The 17,807-nt window shown below is 60.7% G+C and carries 20 protein-coding genes and 1 pseudogene; 3 read left to right on the top strand and 18 right to left on the bottom strand.

From position 1 onward, the window contains the following. Positions 1–101 precede the first annotated feature (101 nt). From AC1DMK_RS15440 to AC1DMK_RS15425, 4 genes are all read right to left on the bottom strand, one after another. On the bottom strand, positions 102–1,103 hold the full coding sequence (locus AC1DMK_RS15440; RefSeq protein ID WP_477860132.1) for an NADP-dependent oxidoreductase: 1,002 nt from the start codon (positions 1,101–1,103) through the stop codon (positions 102–104). A gap of 105 nt (positions 1,104–1,208) precedes the next feature. Continuing rightward, positions 1,209–1,691 (bottom strand): zinc-binding dehydrogenase, encoded by a 483-nt coding sequence (locus AC1DMK_RS15435; RefSeq protein ID WP_477860168.1) that lies wholly within the window; start codon positions 1,689–1,691, stop codon positions 1,209–1,211. Continuing rightward, positions 1,583–2,038, bottom strand: a complete 456-nt coding sequence (locus AC1DMK_RS15430) for an alcohol dehydrogenase catalytic domain-containing protein (protein ID WP_477860130.1) — start codon at positions 2,036–2,038, stop codon at positions 1,583–1,585. The genes AC1DMK_RS15435 and AC1DMK_RS15430 overlap by 109 nt, the downstream gene beginning before the upstream one ends. 21 nt (positions 2,039–2,059) lie before the next feature. Continuing rightward, positions 2,060–3,268: an MFS transporter gene (locus AC1DMK_RS15425; RefSeq protein WP_477860129.1), complete on the bottom strand. Its 1,209-nt coding sequence runs from the start codon at positions 3,266–3,268 to the stop codon at positions 2,060–2,062. A gap of 379 nt (positions 3,269–3,647) precedes the next feature. On the opposite strand from AC1DMK_RS15425, the gene AC1DMK_RS15420 reads away from it, so the two are divergent. Continuing rightward, positions 3,648–4,238, top strand: coding sequence for a GNAT family N-acetyltransferase (locus tag AC1DMK_RS15420; RefSeq protein ID WP_477860127.1), 591 nt, complete (start codon positions 3,648–3,650; stop codon positions 4,236–4,238). Positions 4,239–4,359: 121 nt separating this feature from the next. Here the strand turns inward: AC1DMK_RS15420 and AC1DMK_RS15415 are convergent, their stop codons facing one another. Together AC1DMK_RS15415 and AC1DMK_RS15410 are read right to left on the bottom strand one after the other, a co-directional pair. Further along, positions 4,360–5,073, bottom strand: coding sequence for a transposase (locus tag AC1DMK_RS15415; RefSeq protein WP_477860166.1), 714 nt, complete (start codon positions 5,071–5,073; stop codon positions 4,360–4,362). Positions 5,074–5,636: 563 nt separating this feature from the next. Beyond that, positions 5,637–6,126 (bottom strand): annotated as a pseudogene (locus AC1DMK_RS15410) (RidA family protein). Between the two features lie 142 nt (positions 6,127–6,268). Here AC1DMK_RS15410 and AC1DMK_RS15405 point away from each other — a divergent pair. Both AC1DMK_RS15405 and AC1DMK_RS15400 read left to right on the top strand, forming a co-directional pair. Beyond that, positions 6,269–6,685 carry a helix-turn-helix transcriptional regulator gene (locus AC1DMK_RS15405; RefSeq protein ID WP_477860126.1) on the top strand — a complete coding sequence of 139 codons (417 nt, stop codon included), beginning with the start codon at positions 6,269–6,271 and terminating at the stop codon, positions 6,683–6,685. Further along, a complete protein-coding gene (locus AC1DMK_RS15400) occupies positions 6,682–7,254 on the top strand; it encodes a helix-turn-helix transcriptional regulator (protein ID WP_477860124.1) in 573 nt (190 codons plus the stop codon). Before AC1DMK_RS15405 ends, AC1DMK_RS15400 begins: the two co-directional genes overlap by 4 nt. Before the next feature lie 12 nt (positions 7,255–7,266). Here AC1DMK_RS15400 and AC1DMK_RS15395 read toward each other — a convergent pair whose 3' ends face one another. The 12 genes from AC1DMK_RS15395 to AC1DMK_RS15340 form a co-directional block, all read right to left on the bottom strand. Next, entirely contained in the window at positions 7,267–7,590 is a 324-nt protein-coding gene (locus AC1DMK_RS15395; RefSeq protein WP_477860122.1) for a hypothetical protein, read from the bottom strand. 100 nt (positions 7,591–7,690) lie between these two features. Next, positions 7,691–7,996 carry a hypothetical protein gene (locus tag AC1DMK_RS15390; RefSeq protein ID WP_477860120.1) on the bottom strand — a complete coding sequence of 102 codons (306 nt, stop codon included), beginning with the start codon at positions 7,994–7,996 and terminating at the stop codon, positions 7,691–7,693. A gap of 290 nt (positions 7,997–8,286) precedes the next feature. Beyond that, on the bottom strand, positions 8,287–8,898 hold the full coding sequence (locus tag AC1DMK_RS15385; RefSeq protein ID WP_477860118.1) for a flavin reductase family protein: 612 nt from the start codon (positions 8,896–8,898) through the stop codon (positions 8,287–8,289). After that, positions 8,895–10,121: an acyl-CoA dehydrogenase family protein gene (locus AC1DMK_RS15380; protein WP_477860116.1), complete on the bottom strand. Its 1,227-nt coding sequence runs from the start codon at positions 10,119–10,121 to the stop codon at positions 8,895–8,897. The genes AC1DMK_RS15385 and AC1DMK_RS15380 overlap by 4 nt, the downstream gene beginning before the upstream one ends. A gap of 86 nt (positions 10,122–10,207) precedes the next feature. After that, positions 10,208–10,987, bottom strand: a complete 780-nt coding sequence (locus AC1DMK_RS15375) for an alpha/beta fold hydrolase (RefSeq protein WP_037065258.1) — start codon at positions 10,985–10,987, stop codon at positions 10,208–10,210. Further along, the gene (locus AC1DMK_RS15370) at positions 10,987–12,024 is read right to left on the bottom strand and encodes a zinc-dependent alcohol dehydrogenase (RefSeq protein ID WP_477860114.1); all 1,038 of its coding nucleotides are present in this window, start codon (positions 12,022–12,024) and stop codon (positions 10,987–10,989) included. The genes AC1DMK_RS15375 and AC1DMK_RS15370 overlap by 1 nt, the downstream gene beginning before the upstream one ends. Then, positions 12,021–13,058: a branched-chain amino acid ABC transporter permease gene (locus tag AC1DMK_RS15365; protein ID WP_477860112.1), complete on the bottom strand. Its 1,038-nt coding sequence runs from the start codon at positions 13,056–13,058 to the stop codon at positions 12,021–12,023. The genes AC1DMK_RS15370 and AC1DMK_RS15365 overlap by 4 nt, the downstream gene beginning before the upstream one ends. Positions 13,059–13,061: 3 nt before the next feature. Beyond that, positions 13,062–13,919, bottom strand: coding sequence for a branched-chain amino acid ABC transporter permease (locus AC1DMK_RS15360; RefSeq protein ID WP_477860110.1), 858 nt, complete (start codon positions 13,917–13,919; stop codon positions 13,062–13,064). Then, a complete protein-coding gene (locus tag AC1DMK_RS15355; RefSeq protein ID WP_477860108.1) occupies positions 13,906–14,634 on the bottom strand; it encodes an ABC transporter ATP-binding protein in 729 nt (242 codons plus the stop codon). Before AC1DMK_RS15355 ends, AC1DMK_RS15360 begins: the two co-directional genes overlap by 14 nt. Beyond that, entirely contained in the window at positions 14,631–15,359 is a 729-nt protein-coding gene (locus tag AC1DMK_RS15350; protein WP_477860106.1) for an ABC transporter ATP-binding protein, read from the bottom strand. Before AC1DMK_RS15350 ends, AC1DMK_RS15355 begins: the two co-directional genes overlap by 4 nt. 110 nt (positions 15,360–15,469) lie before the next feature. Continuing rightward, complete coding sequence (locus tag AC1DMK_RS15345; protein ID WP_477860103.1) at positions 15,470–16,771, bottom strand: ABC transporter substrate-binding protein; 1,302 nt, start codon at positions 16,769–16,771, stop codon at positions 15,470–15,472. Between the two features lie 76 nt (positions 16,772–16,847). After that, positions 16,848–17,666: an SDR family oxidoreductase gene (locus AC1DMK_RS15340; RefSeq protein WP_037065250.1), complete on the bottom strand. Its 819-nt coding sequence runs from the start codon at positions 17,664–17,666 to the stop codon at positions 16,848–16,850. Positions 17,667–17,807: the final 141 nt, after the last annotated feature.

The raw sequence follows: 17,807 nt of genomic DNA, 5'->3' as shown, positions 1-17,807 counted from the left end.
CAACATAGTGCGGATTGTCCGGAATGTCCAGATGGTGTATCGTACACGGGCCTGAGTCAGCGAGGAAATTGGCATGTGGACTTGCGTGCTGTTCGCTTCGACTACTTGATCTTGATGACAACCTTGCCGTTTGCTCGGCCGCTCTCGACGTATTCGAGTGCTTGGGGGGGCTGCTCGAACGGGTAGACTTTGTCGATGATCGGCCGGATTGCACCAGCATCGATGAGGTCGGCAATTTTTGCCAGTTGGTCACCTTCAGCGCGCATAAAAACGAAGCTGTAATCGACGCCCTTCGCTTTCGCCTTCCGGCGTATATTGAAGCTCATCAAGCGCGCGACTTGGCGCATCAAGAACCCGAGGTCGTTTTCCACCGCAAAGCGAAGATCAAGCGGGCCCTGGATGCCGATAATCTGGCCGCCGCGTTTCATAACGGAAAGCGTCTTATCGACTTCCTTGCCACCCTGACTATCCAAGAAGACGTCCACCTTCGAGACCATCTTTTCGACGTCTTGTCTCTTATAGTCGATGACCTGATCGGCGCCGAGGTCCTTGACCCAGTTCACATTCGAAGTGCCCGTGGTTGTCACAACCTTTGCACCGATATGCTTGGCAAGCTGGATGGCAATCGTACCCACGCCACCGGATCCAGCCTGAATAAGGACTGTCTGCCCGGATTTTAGTTTGGCCCGTTCTACGAGCACCTGCCATGCAGTAAGGCCGACGAGGGGTATGGAGGCTGCTTCCTCCATGGTCAGGGAGACCGGCTTTAGAGCGAGGTCCTTTTCCGAAATGGCGATGAATTCGGCGAAAGTCCCGATCCGATCCTTGTCGGGGCGGGCGAACACCTCGTCTCCAATTTTGAATTTCTTCACGTCGCGTCCGACAGCGACAACGACACACGCGAGGTCATTGCCGAGGATCAGCGGCAGGCGATAATGCAGGACGGGCTTGAACACGCCATCGCGGATCTTCGCGTCCAGGAGATTTGCACTCGTGGCATGAATCTCAACGAGGACGTCCTTGTTGCCGACCTGCGGCACGGGCATTTCGCGCAGGGTCTGCCCCGCTTTGCTTTTGTAGGCGTCAATGGCGAATGCTCTCACGGCATCTTGCCCCTTTTTGATCATGTGGCCTGACGCAGATCGCGTTCGCGGGCTCTGCGGCGTATCCGTCGTCAGCCGATACGCCGCTTTCGGTTCTTCCGGCCTCTACTCGTCGGGCCATGGCTCAAGGACAACCTTGCCGGTCGTCTTGCGTCCTTCGAGCAAGCGATGCGCTTCGCTGGTCTGGGACAGCGGCAGCACGGCACCGACATGTAGCGTCAATTTGCCGGACAGCACGAAACCGATGATTTCCATGAGCGTGTTCTGGACGATCTCCGGAAACGCCAGGTAAGCGCCGACATAAAAGCCGGTGATCGTGTGGTTGGGCACTGTCAGCCGCCACGGTTCGATAACCGTCTTCTCGCCGCTGGATTGGCCGATGAATACCATGCGGCCAAGCGGCGCCATGGCGTCGAGGGCTTCGTTTGCAGTCTCTCCGCCGGCGGTTTCCATAACAATGTCCGCGCCGCGTCCATCTGTCAGTTCGCGGACACGCGCTGCCCAATCAGGTGCAGTGTAGTCAACGGAACCGTCTGCGCCGAGGCTTTCGGCAAAAGCGCGTTTCTCCGGCGTGCTCGCCGCCGCAATGACTTTCCCAGCACCAAAAAGCTTGGCGAGCTGGATTGTGAAAATGCCAAGCCCCCCGCGGCACCTTCGATCAAGACGCTTTCTCCAGGTTGAAGGCGGGAGGCCTGGCGCAATGTCAATGCTGCGGTCAGGCCATGCGCAACCAATGCAGTCGCTCGAACGGGTGTGAGGCCTTCCGGCAGAGGGATGACAATAGCGGCTGGAACGCTGACATATTGTGCATAGCCACCGGCACCAGGTGTTGCAAACGCCTTCATCCCAATCTCAAAACCAGTGACGCCTTCACCAATCGCAGCAATCGTGCCTGCGACCTCAGCGCCAAGAGTGAGGAGCGAGGAATCGACCACCCGGGGCGGTTGATGCCGTGATCAGGTAGCCACGGCCGGTCGACGTTTTTCAAGCAGGACCAGGCCAAGAATGCCGGCAAGCGCCATCAGCACGCCGAGCCAGGCCGTACCCGAATAGCCGAAAAAGTGTGCGCCTATGGCAAACGCCATCGCCGTCAATCCGTTCCCCAGGAAGGAATTGATCGGGTTGAACGATGTGCCCAGGCCCGGCCGGCCGGGAAAGAGATCCTGGAAATAGGTCAGCGGCATGGAGAGCAGCGCCGCCGCGCCGGCTGCAGCGGGTATGGTCAAGGTGTAGATTTGCCAAGGGGTGGTGGCAAAGGCCAATGCGACCATGAATCCGGCATAGATCAGGCCGGCGACGATCAGGATCGAAAGAATAGTGAGCCGTTTCAGCAGATTTGCCCAGATCAGCATGAACGGAATTTCGAGAAAGGCGATGATCCCCGCGATGACCCCGACATCGGCGGTCTTGCCGCCGAGATTGACGATGAGTATCAGCGGCCAGAGCGTGCTTGAAAGCCGGATCGTGCCGGTGAGCGCGGCCATGGAGAGCATCCGGGCCAGCATGACCGGTGCCGCGAGTTCGCCAAGCGCGGAAAAGAACCCCGTTTGCGATTTTGCCGGGGCCGCATCGCCCGCCGGCTTTGCCAGCAGGAATGTGGAGCACAGCAAGATCGAGAGCGCGCAGAGCCCGGCAACGCCCCAGGCGCCCATCATGCTCGCCGAGCCGGCGAATGCCAATCCCATTGCCGCCGGCATAACCACCCAAGAGGCCGACATGAAAGCCCGGACGGTGGCGTTGATCGCCGCGGCGTCGCGGCCGGGAAGGCCGGTTGTTTCGGCCCGAACGCCGACGAAGATCAGCGAGCTGACGGACTGGAAGAACGGGATGACGAACGCTGTGGCGACGATGAACACCGGCACCGAGGGGAAGAGGAAGATGGCGCCATAGCCGGCCACGCCCATGAGCGCCATGGCGATCATGATCCTGCGCCGGTCGCCGATCAGGTCGGAGAGAATGCCGAGCGAGACGCTGATGGTGACCGCCGACACCGATGTCACGAAGACGAGAACCGAATAGGCCTGATCGCTGATGCCCAGTTCGCGGATTGCCGTTATCGACAGATAGGGCAGGGTCGAGCCATAGGCGGAACCCTGGACGAAAATCATGAAGGCAAGGAGCAGTAATTGCGGCCGGGCACGGATCTGGCGAAGGGAATGAAACATCGGAAACGCAATCTCAAAGCGGGCCTCCGCCGCATCGCCGACGGAAGGGAATAAGGGCGATCTGCCCAGTAGGGCGGAATGCGGGCAGTTATCCGCATTCCACTCAGGGTTACAAGCGAATTAAGTCGATGCGTGCCATCCTGAAAGTGCTTGCCTGATGGCCTGATCAGCGTCCGTTGCGGTACCAGACCAGCACGCTCACCGCCTTTGTCGCAGGCCACAAGCAGAGCCGGATCGAGGAACTCCTACCGTGGAATTGTCCTGTAGAGTGAGGTGTGTATCAAGACCGCAGTCGGTCATTGCGTTCGTACGGCCCATTGCAGTCATTGCGAAGAGTGCAGCGTCCCCTTGCTTTCCGGGGACGTGGCGACTTGAATGCTTGAGCTTCAATCTCGATAGAAAGACCAATACCTTCATGTTGCAGTACCGACAGGCGCTCGCTTCCGACATGCCTAGGATTGTGCACCTGCATGTAGAAACCAGCCGGGAAGCCTATGCGAATATTCTGCCGGAAGATTACCTGCAGGGTGTTCTTCTCGTGGAAAAGCGGACCCTTTGGCAGAAGAGGTTCACTGCGAGTCCCTCCGATCACACCATCTTTGTCGCCACTGATGGATTGGATATCGTGGGCCTCTGCTGTTTTCTGTTCAACGAACAAATGCAGTTTGGAACCTATTTGCATAATCTATACGTAAGGCCGGCCTTCCAAGGGCGTGGCGTGGCAAGTTCGCTCCTTCGTGAGGCAATTGCCACCTTCGACGATCTGCGAAAAGTTGAACCCATCCACCTGCTCGTCTATGCCATGAACATGAAAGCGGTGGCCGTGTATGATCGGCTTGGCGGCATCGTGGCGGAAAAATGCGAGGTCCTGCGCGCGGGGAGTGCAGTCGAACTGCTGCGATATCAATGGCCTTCGGCAATCGATCTTGTCGCAAATGCTGGCAGCAGAGGAGACGCTAACGCTAAATGACGGCTTTCGGCGGATATTGTTGACTTAGTCGCGACCTCAACGCGCCCGGCCCCCGGAAGCGGCTGTTCCGTTGGTTGACGACTCAGATTATCGGCAGGCACCGTTGGCATCTTCATGCTCCTCATGCCACCGTTTGGCAGGTTGGAGCCATGAGAGGTCGCAATTTTGAGAGCTTTCTTAGACTTTGCGCCGTGGCGGCCAAAAGGAACTCGTCTCGTGCGCCGCGCCGACCTCGCAGTCGCAACCGCCCAAGTCTCAAAATACGTTTGAGACGCGCAAACAGCATTTCGACCTTCTTTCGTAGGTGTCGGGCATGCTCGTAGTCGGGGGTTCCGACTAAAGCGCGGGCAACGTCACGAGCATCCACATGCATATCGCGGGGCACCTTTCGAGCGACCATGTTCGGGCAGCATTTTGGCTTCAGATGGCATACCGAGCAGTCCCTACTTGCTGGCTCAGTAGAGCTTGGTTCCGGCCTTGGTGATGCCGGTTCGTGGCGTCTCGTAGCTGCGTCGGAATTGCACCAGAAGCTTGTCCGCAGGGCAGACGCAGTGGTTTGCATCCGCATCAAAGGTGAAGTCGGCCCGCGAGAAGGCCCGTCGGTGCGGTTAGATTTGTCGAAGACCGGAATATGCGGCGTAATCCCCTTGTCCTTCACCAGCCATGCAAGGTTCGGTGCCGAACCATAGGCCGTATCGGCCACAAGCCATTCGGGCTTGAGCCCGAGGCTCGCCTCGGTTCTGTCGATCATCGTGCGTGATGCGCCGACTTCAGCCTGGCGGATGGCGCGGCTGGCCTCGACGTCGAGAGTGACCGCATTGTCGGTATCGATCAGGTAATTGGTGGCATAAGCGAAGAAGGCATGTCCCTTATGGGCTCCCGTCCATTGCGCCGCCGGATCAGCGGGGGCCTGACGTCCGAGGCTACACCAAAGGCGGCATCGTCGAGCGTCTCCAGATACTCCCGGACTGCGCGTGAAGCGTCTTCATCGCTTGCCGTCGTCCACTCTTCACCAGAAACGGAACGCTGGCCCGGTCCCTTTGCGGAAAGTGAGTACGGCGAAGTTTGGTACGAGTTGTTGCGTCCGCAGCGGAACGGCAGCTATCCAACGCCGCCAAGAGCTTGTCGCGAAAGTCCCGGTCTGCCCGAGCAAAGCGCTGGCGCGCAAAATCAGGACTTCTGCGAGACGTATCTGCAGTAGAGCAGCGCCGTCGAGCCGGCTGGCATAGGATCTGCTGCTTCAAACAACGTCGGTGAAGCGCCGCCCTCTCCGAATTTGGAAATGGGAGAGGGCGTCGGTTTCGCTCGTAGCGGGTCGCACCGTGCAGATGGGATCGATAGACATCTCGCACGCCGGCTTGCGACGTATCAGAGTGAGGATATTTGCGAAAGCGGTCGTTATTCCAGAATGACGACGGCCTCCACTTCGAAGAGCATGGGGTCAATCGCAAGCTTGGGAACAGGAATCAGGGTCTGCGCCGGCAGCGCCTCACCGAACATTTCCTTGACGTTCCTGGTCAACACTTCAAGCTTGGACATATCGTGATTGACCACGAAGACCGTGAGCTTGGCGACCTGATTTGGCTTGGCTCCGAGCGCATCGAGGGCGGTGTGCAAATTAGCGTAGGACTGCTTAACCTGTGCAGCGAAGTCGGGCGACAAGGTTCCCGTGCTGTCTTGGCCGCCCTGTCCGGAGATGTAGGCCACCTTGGCTCCGCCGGGCACAATCACCGCCGAGCTGTAACCATTCGGTGTCGGGTCGTAGAGGTTTCGCGGATTTGACAATAGTGAGCTTGCGATCGTTCTCACTAGCCGTCGTCGCTGTTGCAATTCCAGTGGTCATGGCGAGTAGCACTCCAATAAGTAGATGTTTGATGGCGCGTTGCATGATTTTCCCAGTTCCAAGATTGTTTCCGAGATCAATTCCCCGGGTCTGAATGAGGTCGGAGTAGATTTCGGCGTGTTGCCAGCTCCTCGCCGGCAACGGCATTTTAAGCGGCCATACCTGTCAATTCGTGTCAGGTTGGATTATGGCTTTGCAGATGCGTGCAAGCCGGCTTCTATCCATACTGACTACCCTGCAAGCGAAGGGACATGTCACCGCCCAGGCGCTCGCCGACGAGTGCGAGGTTTCGCTGCGCACAATCTATCGAGATGTGGATGCGCTCAGCGCAGCAGGTATCCCGATCTACAGCGAAAGGGGCAGCAGCGGAGGCTATCGACTGCTCGAAGGCTATCGGGTCTGCCTAAACGGCTTATCCTCGACCGAGGCTGAGGCGCTGTTCCTGGCCGGGCTCACGCGCCAGGCGGCTGATCTGGGATTGGGCGCAGTTGCGGCAAGTGCGCGCAAGAAACTCTTGGCTGCATTGCCAGAAGAAATGCGATCCGGCGCGATGAAGGCACGCTTCCACTTTGACGCGCCGGCCTGGTTCGCTGAGAGCGCTTGATCCACCTGCCACTCGTTGCCGATGCCGTGTGGAACGAGCGACCTATACGTATGCACTATCAAAGCCGGAAGGCAGAAAAGAAACGACGGGTCGAGCCTCTTGGCATCGTCCTGAAAGGTGGTGTCTGGTATCTGGTCGCTCAAGTCGACGGTATCGCCCGCACCTACCGCATTTCTCGAATTAGGGAAATGGACGTTCTCGATGAGCGCTTTGAATACCCAAAGGCTTTCGACCTCGGTGCATATTGGACCGAGAGCATCCGGCGCTACGAGGCAGAGCTTCATCCAAACTACGCTGAAATTCGTCTCTCGCCTTGGGGCATTGAAGTGATGGACGACTTTCTGCCCCCCTATGTCCGCGCCGGGGCGGTGGTTTCTAAAGAGGCTGACAAACAGGGCTGGCGGCGGGTAACTCTATCGGTAGGTTCTATCGCTCACACCTCGATGGAGATCCTGCGTTTTGGTGCGGAAGTCGAAGTATTAGAGCCACCGGAGCTTCGCGCCAAAATGGCGGAGATTGTTAGCATTTTGGCAAAAGTCTATGCTGGTGGTGAGCGCGAGCAGACTTAAGCGAAGGTCTCCTTAGGCGGCCACGATCCATAGATCGCCAAGTTTGCTGCCGGGATGGTCGCGCACCTGCGCGCTTTTCTCCCTTCGTGCGCCTTCAGTCTTTTCGCTCGACTGAGGTTCGAATACCAGCAAGAGCGTTATCGGCTCGTGCCGTTGCAATATCGCGGGGAGGGAGCCGTCATGCTTTTGCAGCGACGAGCCCTGCCAACGGCGGAATGACCTTGCCGCTGAACCCAAGTCGATCTCCGAGATACTGGTAAAAGGACGGTCCGAGCTTTCGCAGGTCTTCATCAGGCCAAGAATGATGTCACATGCAACACAGCCGTCGCGACTCAAGGTGCGCTCGTGTTTCCTACGCAAAGGAAAGTTGCCGATTGCTCAACTGGATTTTGCCACCCGCCGCGTATCGACCCCTCGCGACATGGCGGCGCGAGTTTCAAATCCCTGACCCGTCGAGCTGCTGGGCGTCGTCGCCTTCCCAGGGAGACGGCGTGGTGGTGCTATTGAGATTGGCCGAGGGCATCGGCATCCAGCACTTCAATTCCGGCTCAGCATATTCGACGAGGCGGCCGGGCGAGGAATCGGAAGCACGCCAGCCTTCTGCACCGAACTGATCGCCATTTGACCAATACGCGAGGTCGACTGCTGCCGGCCCCTGTTCGGACGAGCGGATCGTGACGAGGATCCGGCTGCCGTCTCTCGGCGCGGTTGTCATGTGGCGCCAGCGGTCTGGCTCGTCCATCATTTTTCCTCCTGTCTTGCTGTAGGTTGCAAGTGTCGCCTCGCCATCGAAAACGGTCAACTCACACTTTCGCACAATCGATGCTGCGGCGATCCCCAATTCGTTCAATCGCGCCATCATCTAGCAATCAAACGCAAGCGGCGGACGACATTTCAAGAGCCGGTGGCGATAGTCACACGACTTCTAATTTGGCTCATCGTAGGGAGAGGGTTGCAGGTTCCGACGGTCGCGAATGACTCCTTAAAACAGGTCTTATCCACCCGCCAGCTATGCCACATAGACGCACGTTTTTAGAACGTTGCCGAATCCTCGGGCCACAACAGCAGCAGCTCTTTGTTCTCCTCCGATATCGTCCGCAGCCCGTGCCAGGTGCGGTTAGCATAGACCAATGTATCATCGCCCCGCGTTTGTTGCCCCAATGGCGATGCCGACAAAAGCTCGGCGACCACCAGGCAGGCACCGGGCACGACAAGCCGGTCGCGAAGCACCGCCCGGAACCACAGGCCGACCTGAGGATAGTAAGGCTCTCCTGAAGCGAGCCTCTCCCAGCGCACATCGGCTCCGAAGCGGTCGACCCCGCTGGTGGCGCACAGCCTCGCAAGCTTCATATCCCCGCGCCGCACGAAATGCACGACCACGGTTTGCGCCTGCTCAACCGCCTTCGCAGTCGATGATGATGCCGAGAGTGAGAAGGCCACCGTTGGTGGCGACGCGCTAACCGAAATCAGCGAACTGACCGTGAGTGCGACGGGTCCGCCACCAGCATCGGTCGTGATGATCGCCACTCCCGATGGATGATGACGGAAGGCCGAGAAGAAGGCCTCCATCACCGGATCCCTGGCGCCGCTGTCCGTGGCCGCGCTCGTCACGGGCTGATCCTGTGGTTTAACCGCGCCGCTCATTTCTTTTCGACCAAATCGTAGAACTGCCAGACACGGTCACTCCACAGCCCGGCGGTTTCGCGGCCCGCTGCCCCCACGATGTTGGGATTGATCGTGAAATGATTGGCCGCGGTGAGCATCTCGCGATAGGTCCGCTGCATCACGCCATAACGCAGCGCAGCCCCGCCGGCGGCCCGGTAGACGAACTGGCAGGCATCGACGCCGGCCTCGTGCACCTCGGACTTGGCAAGGTGTACAAGACTGATCTGACGGGTCGAGACGCGATTGCCGGCCTCGACGGAGGCTTCGACATCACGCCACACTTCGAAGAGGAAGGCACGCGCCGCACGCACGCGGGCATCGGCCCGGCCGAAGTCAAACCAGAACTTGTCGCTCTCGCCAAGCAGGCCGGCGCGACCGGTCTTGGTGAGGGCGTATTGCGCCATCTCGTCAAGGATGCGCCGCGACGCGCCGATTGCCCAGCCCGAATGGCCGATGGAGGCAAGCCCAACCACGCCAAGGCTGAAGAATTCCTTCATGCGTTGCGGTTCGGCAGTCAGGATCGGGAACACCATGTCCTCGGGAATGAGCACGTCCTTGGCAGCGTAGTCGATGCTGCCGGTCGCCTGCAAACCCAGCGAGTGCCAATTTCCGAGCAGGTCGTGATCATCGACCGGGGCGTGGGCGCAGAGCACGATCACGTTGCCGTTTTCATCCTTTGCGGGCTGACCGGTGCCATCGTCGAGGAGCGCTGCGGTGTGGGTGAAGGTGGCATGATAGATGCCGCTCGCATAGGACCACTTGCCGTTCAGCAGGTAACCGCCGTCGACCTTCTTGAGCATGCCCGTTGGCGTGCCCTGTCCAGAAAAGCGGTTATCAACGTCGCCGCCGAACAGGCGATTGATGGCTGTATCGGGCAGGAAGGCCGCCGACATCGCGCCGATGCAGGCATGGACCATCGATATCCAGCCGGCCGCCCCGCTGTAATAGGTGATCGCTTCTATGAGCTGCAGTCCCCGGGTCGGGGAAAGCTGCGCGCCGCCGATGTCCTCGCCGGCGAAGATGTGCGACATCCGCAGCGACTTCAGGGCTTCAAACGTTGCCTCGTTTAAGCGCCCGAGCTTTTCATTGTCCTGCGAGTTCTCTTCGAGAACAGGACCAATCTTGCGTACTTGCTCCATCAGGGACGAAAAATCCGTTTTCGTTCCCCAGTATGCGTTCTCATGCTTCAGTGGTGCATTCATGACTATTCCTCCTTGGCATTTCCGATTGTGCGGCAGGGCCGGTATCGGCAGGCCCTGCCGCGTCTCTTAACAAGAGCCGCGGCGCTTCAGCCCGCGAGAAAATCTCCGATGGCAACCGTCGCATGCGGATCCTCCTGCATGGCGAGATGGCCGGCAGCCGCGATGATCAGTGTACGGGCAGCCGGGATGCGCTCGGCCCAGATCGATGCCTGCGATGCCGGCAACATGCGGTCCTTGTCGCCCCAGACAATGAGCGTTTCATTCGGAATGCGGCTTAGCCAGCGTCCAAGATTGGGGTGGCCCATGCCGTGAACTTTGAGAATCTGGCCAAGCGCCCGGCCCTCTTTCTCGCGGACAGTAAGAAAGTCCTCCAGCGGCGGGCATTGCGAGCCGCCGGGGAAATAGCGCAGGGCAACATCGACATCATGCGCCAGGTACCCTGGCAGCGCTTCGGGGCCAATTGCCGTCAGATCGGCGCCGGGATGATCCGGATGGTTGAGCCCGGCCGGGGCATTGAGGACCAGCCGGTCAAAGCGCTCACCGGCCACCGCCGCCATTTCCGCAGCCATCCACCCGCCCATCGAATGGCCGACGAGGTGCGGCCGCATAAGACCCAGCGCCGCGATCAAACGCAGATTGTGCACGACCAGATCCTGCATCCCGGCAAACTGCGGCGCCTCGCCGCTTTCGCCGAAGCCCGGATGGAAGGGCAGATAGACACGGAAGCGGTCAGCAAGCCCCCTTGCCCATTCGTGGCCTTCCAGGGTGGCGGCACCATGCAATGCCAGCACCGCCGGCCCCGTGCCGATCGCCTTCACGACCACGGATACGCCGTCAATGTCATGGGTCAGTGTTTCGAAATCCATCAGTTCCTCCCGGAATTCGCCGATCGGCCTGCCTCGGCGGCAATCAGCACCTTGCATTGTGTCGTCCTGCGGCGGAGCGCCTCGAATGTCTCGGAAACATCCTCGAAGCCGATCCGCGCTGTTATGAGTTCCTGTGGCCGGAAGCGGCCGGGTCCGAGCGCGTCGAGCGCGGTTTCGAATTCGGCCATGCTGAAAAACACGGCGAACACCAAGCTGATCTCCTTCGACAGTGCGACGAACGGGTCCCACTCGTCTCCGCCGACACAAAGGCCGACCCCGATCACGGTTCCGTTGCGGCGGACGAGGCGGCAGGCAAAATCGATAAGTCCGCGCTTGCCGACGCATTCGAAGACGATATCCGGCGCGGCACCCGCCTGGTCCCGGAACTCTGCGGCGAGGCCGGGCCCCGACAGCGCAAAACCCGTTGCTCCCAGTGCCGCCGCACGCGCCTCCTGGTGGCGGCCGAGATCTGCGACGATCACATCGCTGGCGCCGTAGCGCCGGGCCCAGAAGGCGACCAGCAGACCGATCGGGCCGGCGCCGAGGATGAGAACGCGATTGCCCGGCTTCAAGCCGGATCGCACGACCACATGCAGGGCCACCGCGAGCGGTTCGGCAAGCGCGCCTTCAGCGGTCGGCAGATCTTGGGGCAGGATGCGGCATTGCCGGGCCGCGACCGTCGCAAATTCCGCATATCCGCCGCCGATGAGCCGCATTTCGTCACACCAGGCGGGCTCGCCATGCCGGCAGCTTTCGCAATCGCCGCAGCCGCGCATCGGTGCGACCGCCACCCGGTCTCCCAGTTTCAAATCACTGACGCCGCTGCCGCAGCGAACGACTTCTCCGGCGAATTCATGCCCGAGCACGTCATAGGGCTTGATGCCGAAGGTCACCGGATCCTCGGTCATATGCAGATCGGAGCCGCAGATGCCGCAAGCCGCGATCTGGAGCAGAACCTCGTCATCGGCCGGCTCGGGGATCTCGATATCGTCGATACGCAAGGGGTGCCCGACACGGTGGAAAAGAGCGGCCTTCATGCCTTGTCCTCCAGAAGTATGCGCCGGGTCGGAAACCAGGGGGCATCCACCACCTTGCAGATCAGGCCCCAGATGCCGCCGCGCGCGAACAACGCCATGATCAGGGTGAGAAGGCCCAGCACCACCATGTAGGTTGTGCCATATTCACCGAACCACCTGTCCGCGAAGAAATAGATGAGCGCGCCGATCAGCACGCCTTCGAGCGATCCCAGACCACCGACCATGACGATGAAGATTGCGATATTGGCCCAGTTCGGGTCATAAGCGGACGGCGGCGTGATGCGCAGCTGGGCGAGGAAATAGGTTGCGCCGGCAAGCCCGGTGCCCATGGCCGCAGCCACCCAGAGCAGAAAGCGCACGCGCCCGACATTGACGCCCTGACTTGCCGCGGCGACAGGGTTGTCCCGGATGGCGATCAACGCCAGACCATAGCGCGAGCGGAGAAGCGCATAGCTACCGCCGACGGTGAGCAGCAGCATCAGCGCCGAGATCAGTGAGATGCCGAGCGCGCGTTCGTCGGCCGAATAACCCGTCATCACGCGGAGGCTCATGCCGGCGCCTGCATTGACATAGCCGAAGACCGAGGTCGCCAGCCGCATGACTTCGGCGACCACCCAGGTGCCGATGGCGAAATAGGGGCCGTCAAGCCGGTGCAGCAGGCCGTAGGTGGGAACGGCCAGGATCGCGGGTGCGATCATCGCCAGCACGACGGCGACGAACGGATTGAAGCCCCAGAGCTGGGCCATCACGAACATCATATAGGCAGCCACGCCGACGAAAGCCTGCTGGCCGACCGATACCAAGCCACCATAGCCTGCAAGCAGGTTCCACATCTGCGCGACCGCGATGTAGCAGCAGAGCTCGACGACGTCGCGGATCAGGCCCTGGCTCGCCCAGAGCGGCATGGAGGCGATCGTGACGAGCACACCAAGGCCGATGATCAGCGCCACGACAGCCGAGGCGGTCTGGCGCTGCACACGCACGGCTGTAGGTACAGTGGCCTCGGCATGAGCAGGAGCAAATATGTCTGCCATGGCTCAACCCTTTCCAAGTATGCCCTGCGGTCGCAGGGCGAGAATGAAGAGAAAGACGAGATGTCCGGCAAGAATGCCGAAGCCAGGATCGATACGGAAACCGATCGACTGGCTGATCCCGAGCACCATGGCGCCGATGAATGCGCCCCAGATCGACCCCATGCCGCCGATGATTACGGCCTCAAACGCATAGATCAGCTGGTATGCTCCGTCTGCAGGCGCGACAGTTGCCCGCAGCGACTGAAAGACCGCCGCAAAACCCAGGATCGCCACGGCAAGCGCGGTCGCGCCGGCATAGATCTTCTTCGGGTTCACGCCGGTCATGGCGGCTGCCTCGACATCGGCGGAGGCGGCGCGCAGCGCCCGGCCGAACCGTGTGTGGCCCAGCACGGCGTGGAGCCCTGCGGTCAGGAAGGTCGCCGTGCAGAGGACGATGACGGGCAACATGCCCACGAAGATTGGCCCCAGTTGCACCGATGCCTGCGCGAGACCTGCACTTGGCAGCGAGCGGGTATCGGCCGACCAGATTTGCTGCATCGCATTCTGGAGCGCCACCGAGAGGCCGAACGTGGCGATCAGCGACGGCAGAGGATCGTCGCCAACCACCCGGTTGAGGATCAGGCTCTGCAGCAGCACGCCGAAGACGCCTCCCAGCACCACGAGCACGACCAGCACCGACCATGGGCCGAGCGAGAAGGTCGAGGCGAGGCTGATCCCGATCAATGCGAGCAGGATCATCAGGTCGCCATGGGTGATATTGACGATACGCATGACGCCGAACATCAGCGCCATGCCCAGCGCATACTGGGCATAGAGGCCGCCCAGCAAAATACCTTGAACGAGGCCGTCAATCCAATGCATGAGACGCTCCGAAATAGGCTTTGCCGATGGCCTCGCGGGAAATATCCGCCGACCGGCCGGCAAGGGTGACGCGGCCTTCGAGCATGCAGTAGAGCCGGTTTGAGGCCGAGCGGGCCAAGCCCACGTCCTGTTCGACCACCACGACAGCGGTGCCGTTTTCCGCGATCGAGGGAATGGACTGATAGATTTCCCGCACCACCTTTGGCGCGAGGCCGAGACTGATCTCGTCACACAGAAGCAGGCGCGGCTGGTTGAGCAGTGCCCGGCCGATGGCGACCATCTGCTGCTGGCCACCCGACAGCGATTGCACCGGCACGGCCTGTTTTTCCTTGAGGATCGGGAAAAGCGCGAAGACCCGATCGATGGTCCATGCCCAGCCGTGCGGGGCGGCGGCATGGTCCATGGCGACGCGCAGATTGTCAGCGACCGACATGCCCGAAAACAAGCGCCTTCCTTCGGGTACGATCGCGACACCAGCGGCCACCATGCGATATGGCTGGCTGCCGCCGACCGGGCAGCCATCGAGCTGCACCATGTCCGGGGCCACACGCAGCAGGCCCATGATCGATTTCAGGAGCGTTGACTTGCCGGCACCGTTGGCGCCGATCAGTGCCACGACCTCGCCTTCGCCAATTTCGAAATCAACGCCGTAGAGGGCCTGGAAGTCGCCGTAGCGAGCCACCAGCCCATGCGTGGACAGAAGCGCCGTCCTCATGCTTCGATCCCCATGTAAACGCGTCTGACTTCGGGATTGTTGATGACATCGTCCGGAGCGCCTTCGGCGATCTTCTCCCCGAAGTTCAACACCATGATCCGGTCGGCGACGGCGAGCAGAGCATGCAGGACATGCTCGATCCAGATGATTGTGACGCCGCTGTCGCGGATGCGCTGGATGAGCGCGACAAGCGCCTTGCCTTCGTCGTCGGTCAGGCCGCCGGCAATCTCGTCGAGCAGAAGAAGTTTCGGCCCGGAGGCAAGCGCACGTGCCAGCTCGAGCCGCTTGCGATCGAGAAGCGTCAGCGAACGTGCCGGGCGGTTGGCTTTGTCGGCGAGTTCGCAGTGACGCAGAATCTCGGCGCATCGCGCATAACTTGCGGCTTCCGACCGGCCGCCGCCGAAGGAGGCCGCGACGAGCAGGTTCTCGAACGTCGTCATGCCGACATAAGGCCGTGGAATCTGGTAAGTCCGCCCAATGCCCATCTGGCAGCGCCTGTAGGGCGGCTGGCCGACCAGTCTGTCGCCGGCAAAGACCAGTTCGCCGTCGTCGACGCGGATATCACCGCTCACCAGGTTGAAGAGCGTGGTTTTACCGGCGCCGTTCGGACCGAGAATACCCAGCACTTCGCCGCGTCGGACGTCGAAGGTGATATTGTGGAGGACCCGCAACGCCCCGAAGGACTTGCTCAGTCCCTGCGCCGCAAGCAATACGTCGTTTGCCATGCTTCTCCATCCCAAACTCATGCGTGGCCGTCAGGCGGCAACTCACCGCCGCCTGTCTCGTTCTGCCGCCCATGAAGGCGGCAGGCCCGGTTTCGGAGTTTCGGCCTTGATCAGACCGACCAGGGGATCGGCACCATCTTCTGTTCAGGCACGAACAGCTTGTTGACGGTGTTGTCGACGATCTTCAGATCGTAGGGCCACTTGTCGCCCTTCCTCCACTGGCCGCCGAAGATCGGCGTCGTGGAGACGTTCTTGTGCGGCCCGCTGGAGAAGTCGACCTTACCGATCAGCGTGTCGAGCTTGGTCGCGACGATCGCCTGAAGATTGGCCTCCCGGTCGAGCGGATTGGCAGAGCGCTTGAGCACATCCAGGGCGACCTCCCAGATCGCATGGCTGTAGCCAAGCGGCTGGGTCCATTGCTTCTTCGTTTCGCTTTCCCACACGTTGGCGATATCGCGGCTTGCCTGCCCCGTCAGCGTCGACTTGAAGGGGAAGGCCGGCGTCCACCAGACCTCCGATGACATGCCGTCGCCGAGCGGCCCGAGCGACTGAACCCCGGATGGGAAGAGCAACGCCGCGGCCACAGTCATGGCCTTGGGCTTGTAGCCCTGCTGGGCACACTGGTTGACGAAAGTCTTGAAATCATCCGGATAGGTGATGCCACCGATGATATCGCAGCCCGCTTCCTTGAAGGCGTTGATCTGGGCGGAATAATCGTTGGTGCGCGGTTGGAAATATCCGGGCACCACGATCTCGAAGCCAGCCTTCTGGGTCGGCGCGGGCAGGCCATAGCCATCATTGCCCCAGGTTTCGCCATCGGCGTTTTGCGGAAACAGCATGCCGACCTTGCGGTTGGTGTCGAGCGTGTTCCAGAGACCGACGAAGGTATTGAGCGCCTCGTCGAGTCCCCAGAAGAAATGGTAGGTCCACTTGAAAGGCTTATCCTTTCCGCCGCGCGGAAAGATGATGGCCTGCCAGGGCGCTCCTGTCGAGATGCACGGGCACTCGTAGAGTTCGGCCTGGTCGGCCGCAGGGCTGACCGTGTCGGTCGTCGAAGCCGGCAGAAGGAGGTGTACGCCCTTGTTCAGGATGAGGTCGCCCGCCACTTCCGCCGCCCGGTTCGCATCGGACTGGCTGTCACGCATCAGAATTTCGACGTCGTAGCGTCCGGATTTCGTCTCCAGTCCGTTCTTGAGCAGATCGTTGATCTTACCCAGCGCCCAACCGTCCGTTTCGCCGAAGAGCGCGAGTGGACCCGTCACCGGTGTGACGAAGCCGATCTTGATCGTGCCGCCCGACTGCGCGCGTGCAACCATCGGCGCTCCGAGCGTCGAGGCCACGAGGCCAGCACCCATGCCCTTGAGTACCGTTCGACGCGACGGCCTCGCTATCTTGCCTGTCAGTTCCATCATGTCCCTCCCTTTGATATCTCTGTTGATGTGCGCAATGGCCGGCCGCGTCCTCCACGCAGGCTGGCCATTGCGTATTTCATTTGATGCGGTGCATCGCGCCTCCGTCGATGACGATCTGACTTCCGGTCACATAGGACGAGCATGGCGAAGCAAGGTAGAGCGCCAGCCCCTTGATATCTTCCGTATCGCCGATCCGGCCGATCAGGGATTGCGCCTCGAAAGCCTTGCGGTCCGCAGGGATTTTCAAGCGCCCGCCGGCGATGTTGGTCATGAAGGGGCCGGGCGATATGCAATTGATCAGAATGCCGAAGCCCCCAAGCTCCATCGCCATCTGGCGAACGAAATGGTCCACGCCGGCCTTGGCCGGCATGTAAGGCGTGCCGACGATCGCTTCGTTGATCTGGGCCGCGATCGACGACGTGACAATGATCCTGCCGCCGCCGGTCGTCTTCATGTGCCGAGCGGCATGCTTGACGGTTGTGTAGACGGAGGTGAGGTTCACCTCGATCACCCTGTCCCAGTGGTGATCGTCCAGCACGTCGATCGCACCTTCCGCAATTCGGCCACCCTCGGTTGACAGAAAGCCGGGGCCTGCATCGATGCCGGCATTTGCAAAAACCACATCGATCCGGCCGTTCCGGCTTGCCACGGCGTCAAACGCCAAGGCCATGGCGGTTCGGTCGCTCACGTCGATCACCTGTCCCCAGACGTCGGCACCGCCACCCTTCATGTCGTCGACGACCGCATCGAGATGATCTGCGTTCATGTCGAAAATGCAAACACGCGCGCCGTTGTCGGCCATCACCTCGGCATAGGCGCGGCCGATCCCGCTTGCCCCGCCAGTCACGATGACCGATCTGCCGCGAACGTCGAACATGTCCTTTAAAGTCGTCATGCTTGCTCCCACGCCACTGCATCTGGCGGTTCGTCAGGTGCACTCTCACCCGCGCCGAACCGTTTTCTCCGGGCACTGACCGCTCCTCCCCGGCAGCGGCTTCATGTCCATGACATGATTAGGACGTCGAAACGCATGGGC

This window comes from Rhizobium sp. 05L419 (assembly GCF_056397845.1).
Note: the sequence above shows the minus strand (reverse complement) of the source record. Positions and strands in the feature narration are given on the sequence as shown.

Bases quoted from the DNA above. Each gene is read 5' to 3' on its own strand.
- AC1DMK_RS15360 (WP_477860110.1), bottom strand. From the start codon at position 13,919: ATGCATTGGATTGACGGCCTCGTTCAAGGTATTTTGCTGGGCGGCCTC.
- AC1DMK_RS15345 (WP_477860103.1), bottom strand. From the start codon at position 16,771: ATGATGGAACTGACAGGCAAGATAGCGAGGCCGTCGCGTCGAACGGTA.
- AC1DMK_RS15355 (WP_477860108.1), bottom strand. From the start codon at position 14,634: ATGAGGACGGCGCTTCTGTCCACGCATGGGCTGGTGGCTCGCTACGGC.
- AC1DMK_RS15425 (WP_477860129.1), bottom strand. From the start codon at position 3,268: ATGTTTCATTCCCTTCGCCAGATCCGTGCCCGGCCGCAATTACTGCTC.
- AC1DMK_RS15385 (WP_477860118.1), bottom strand. From the start codon at position 8,898: ATGAGCGGCGCGGTTAAACCACAGGATCAGCCCGTGACGAGCGCGGCC.
- AC1DMK_RS15405 (WP_477860126.1), top strand. From the start codon at position 6,269: ATGGCTTTGCAGATGCGTGCAAGCCGGCTTCTATCCATACTGACTACC.
- AC1DMK_RS15350 (WP_477860106.1), bottom strand. From the start codon at position 15,359: ATGGCAAACGACGTATTGCTTGCGGCGCAGGGACTGAGCAAGTCCTTC.
- AC1DMK_RS15380 (WP_477860116.1), bottom strand. From the start codon at position 10,121: ATGAATGCACCACTGAAGCATGAGAACGCATACTGGGGAACGAAAACG.
- AC1DMK_RS15370 (WP_477860114.1), bottom strand. From the start codon at position 12,024: ATGAAGGCCGCTCTTTTCCACCGTGTCGGGCACCCCTTGCGTATCGAC.
- AC1DMK_RS15340 (WP_037065250.1), bottom strand. From the start codon at position 17,666: ATGACGACTTTAAAGGACATGTTCGACGTTCGCGGCAGATCGGTCATC.
- AC1DMK_RS15390 (WP_477860120.1), bottom strand. From the start codon at position 7,996: ATGGACGAGCCAGACCGCTGGCGCCACATGACAACCGCGCCGAGAGAC.
- AC1DMK_RS15365 (WP_477860112.1), bottom strand. From the start codon at position 13,058: ATGGCAGACATATTTGCTCCTGCTCATGCCGAGGCCACTGTACCTACA.
- AC1DMK_RS15375 (WP_037065258.1), bottom strand. From the start codon at position 10,987: ATGGATTTCGAAACACTGACCCATGACATTGACGGCGTATCCGTGGTC.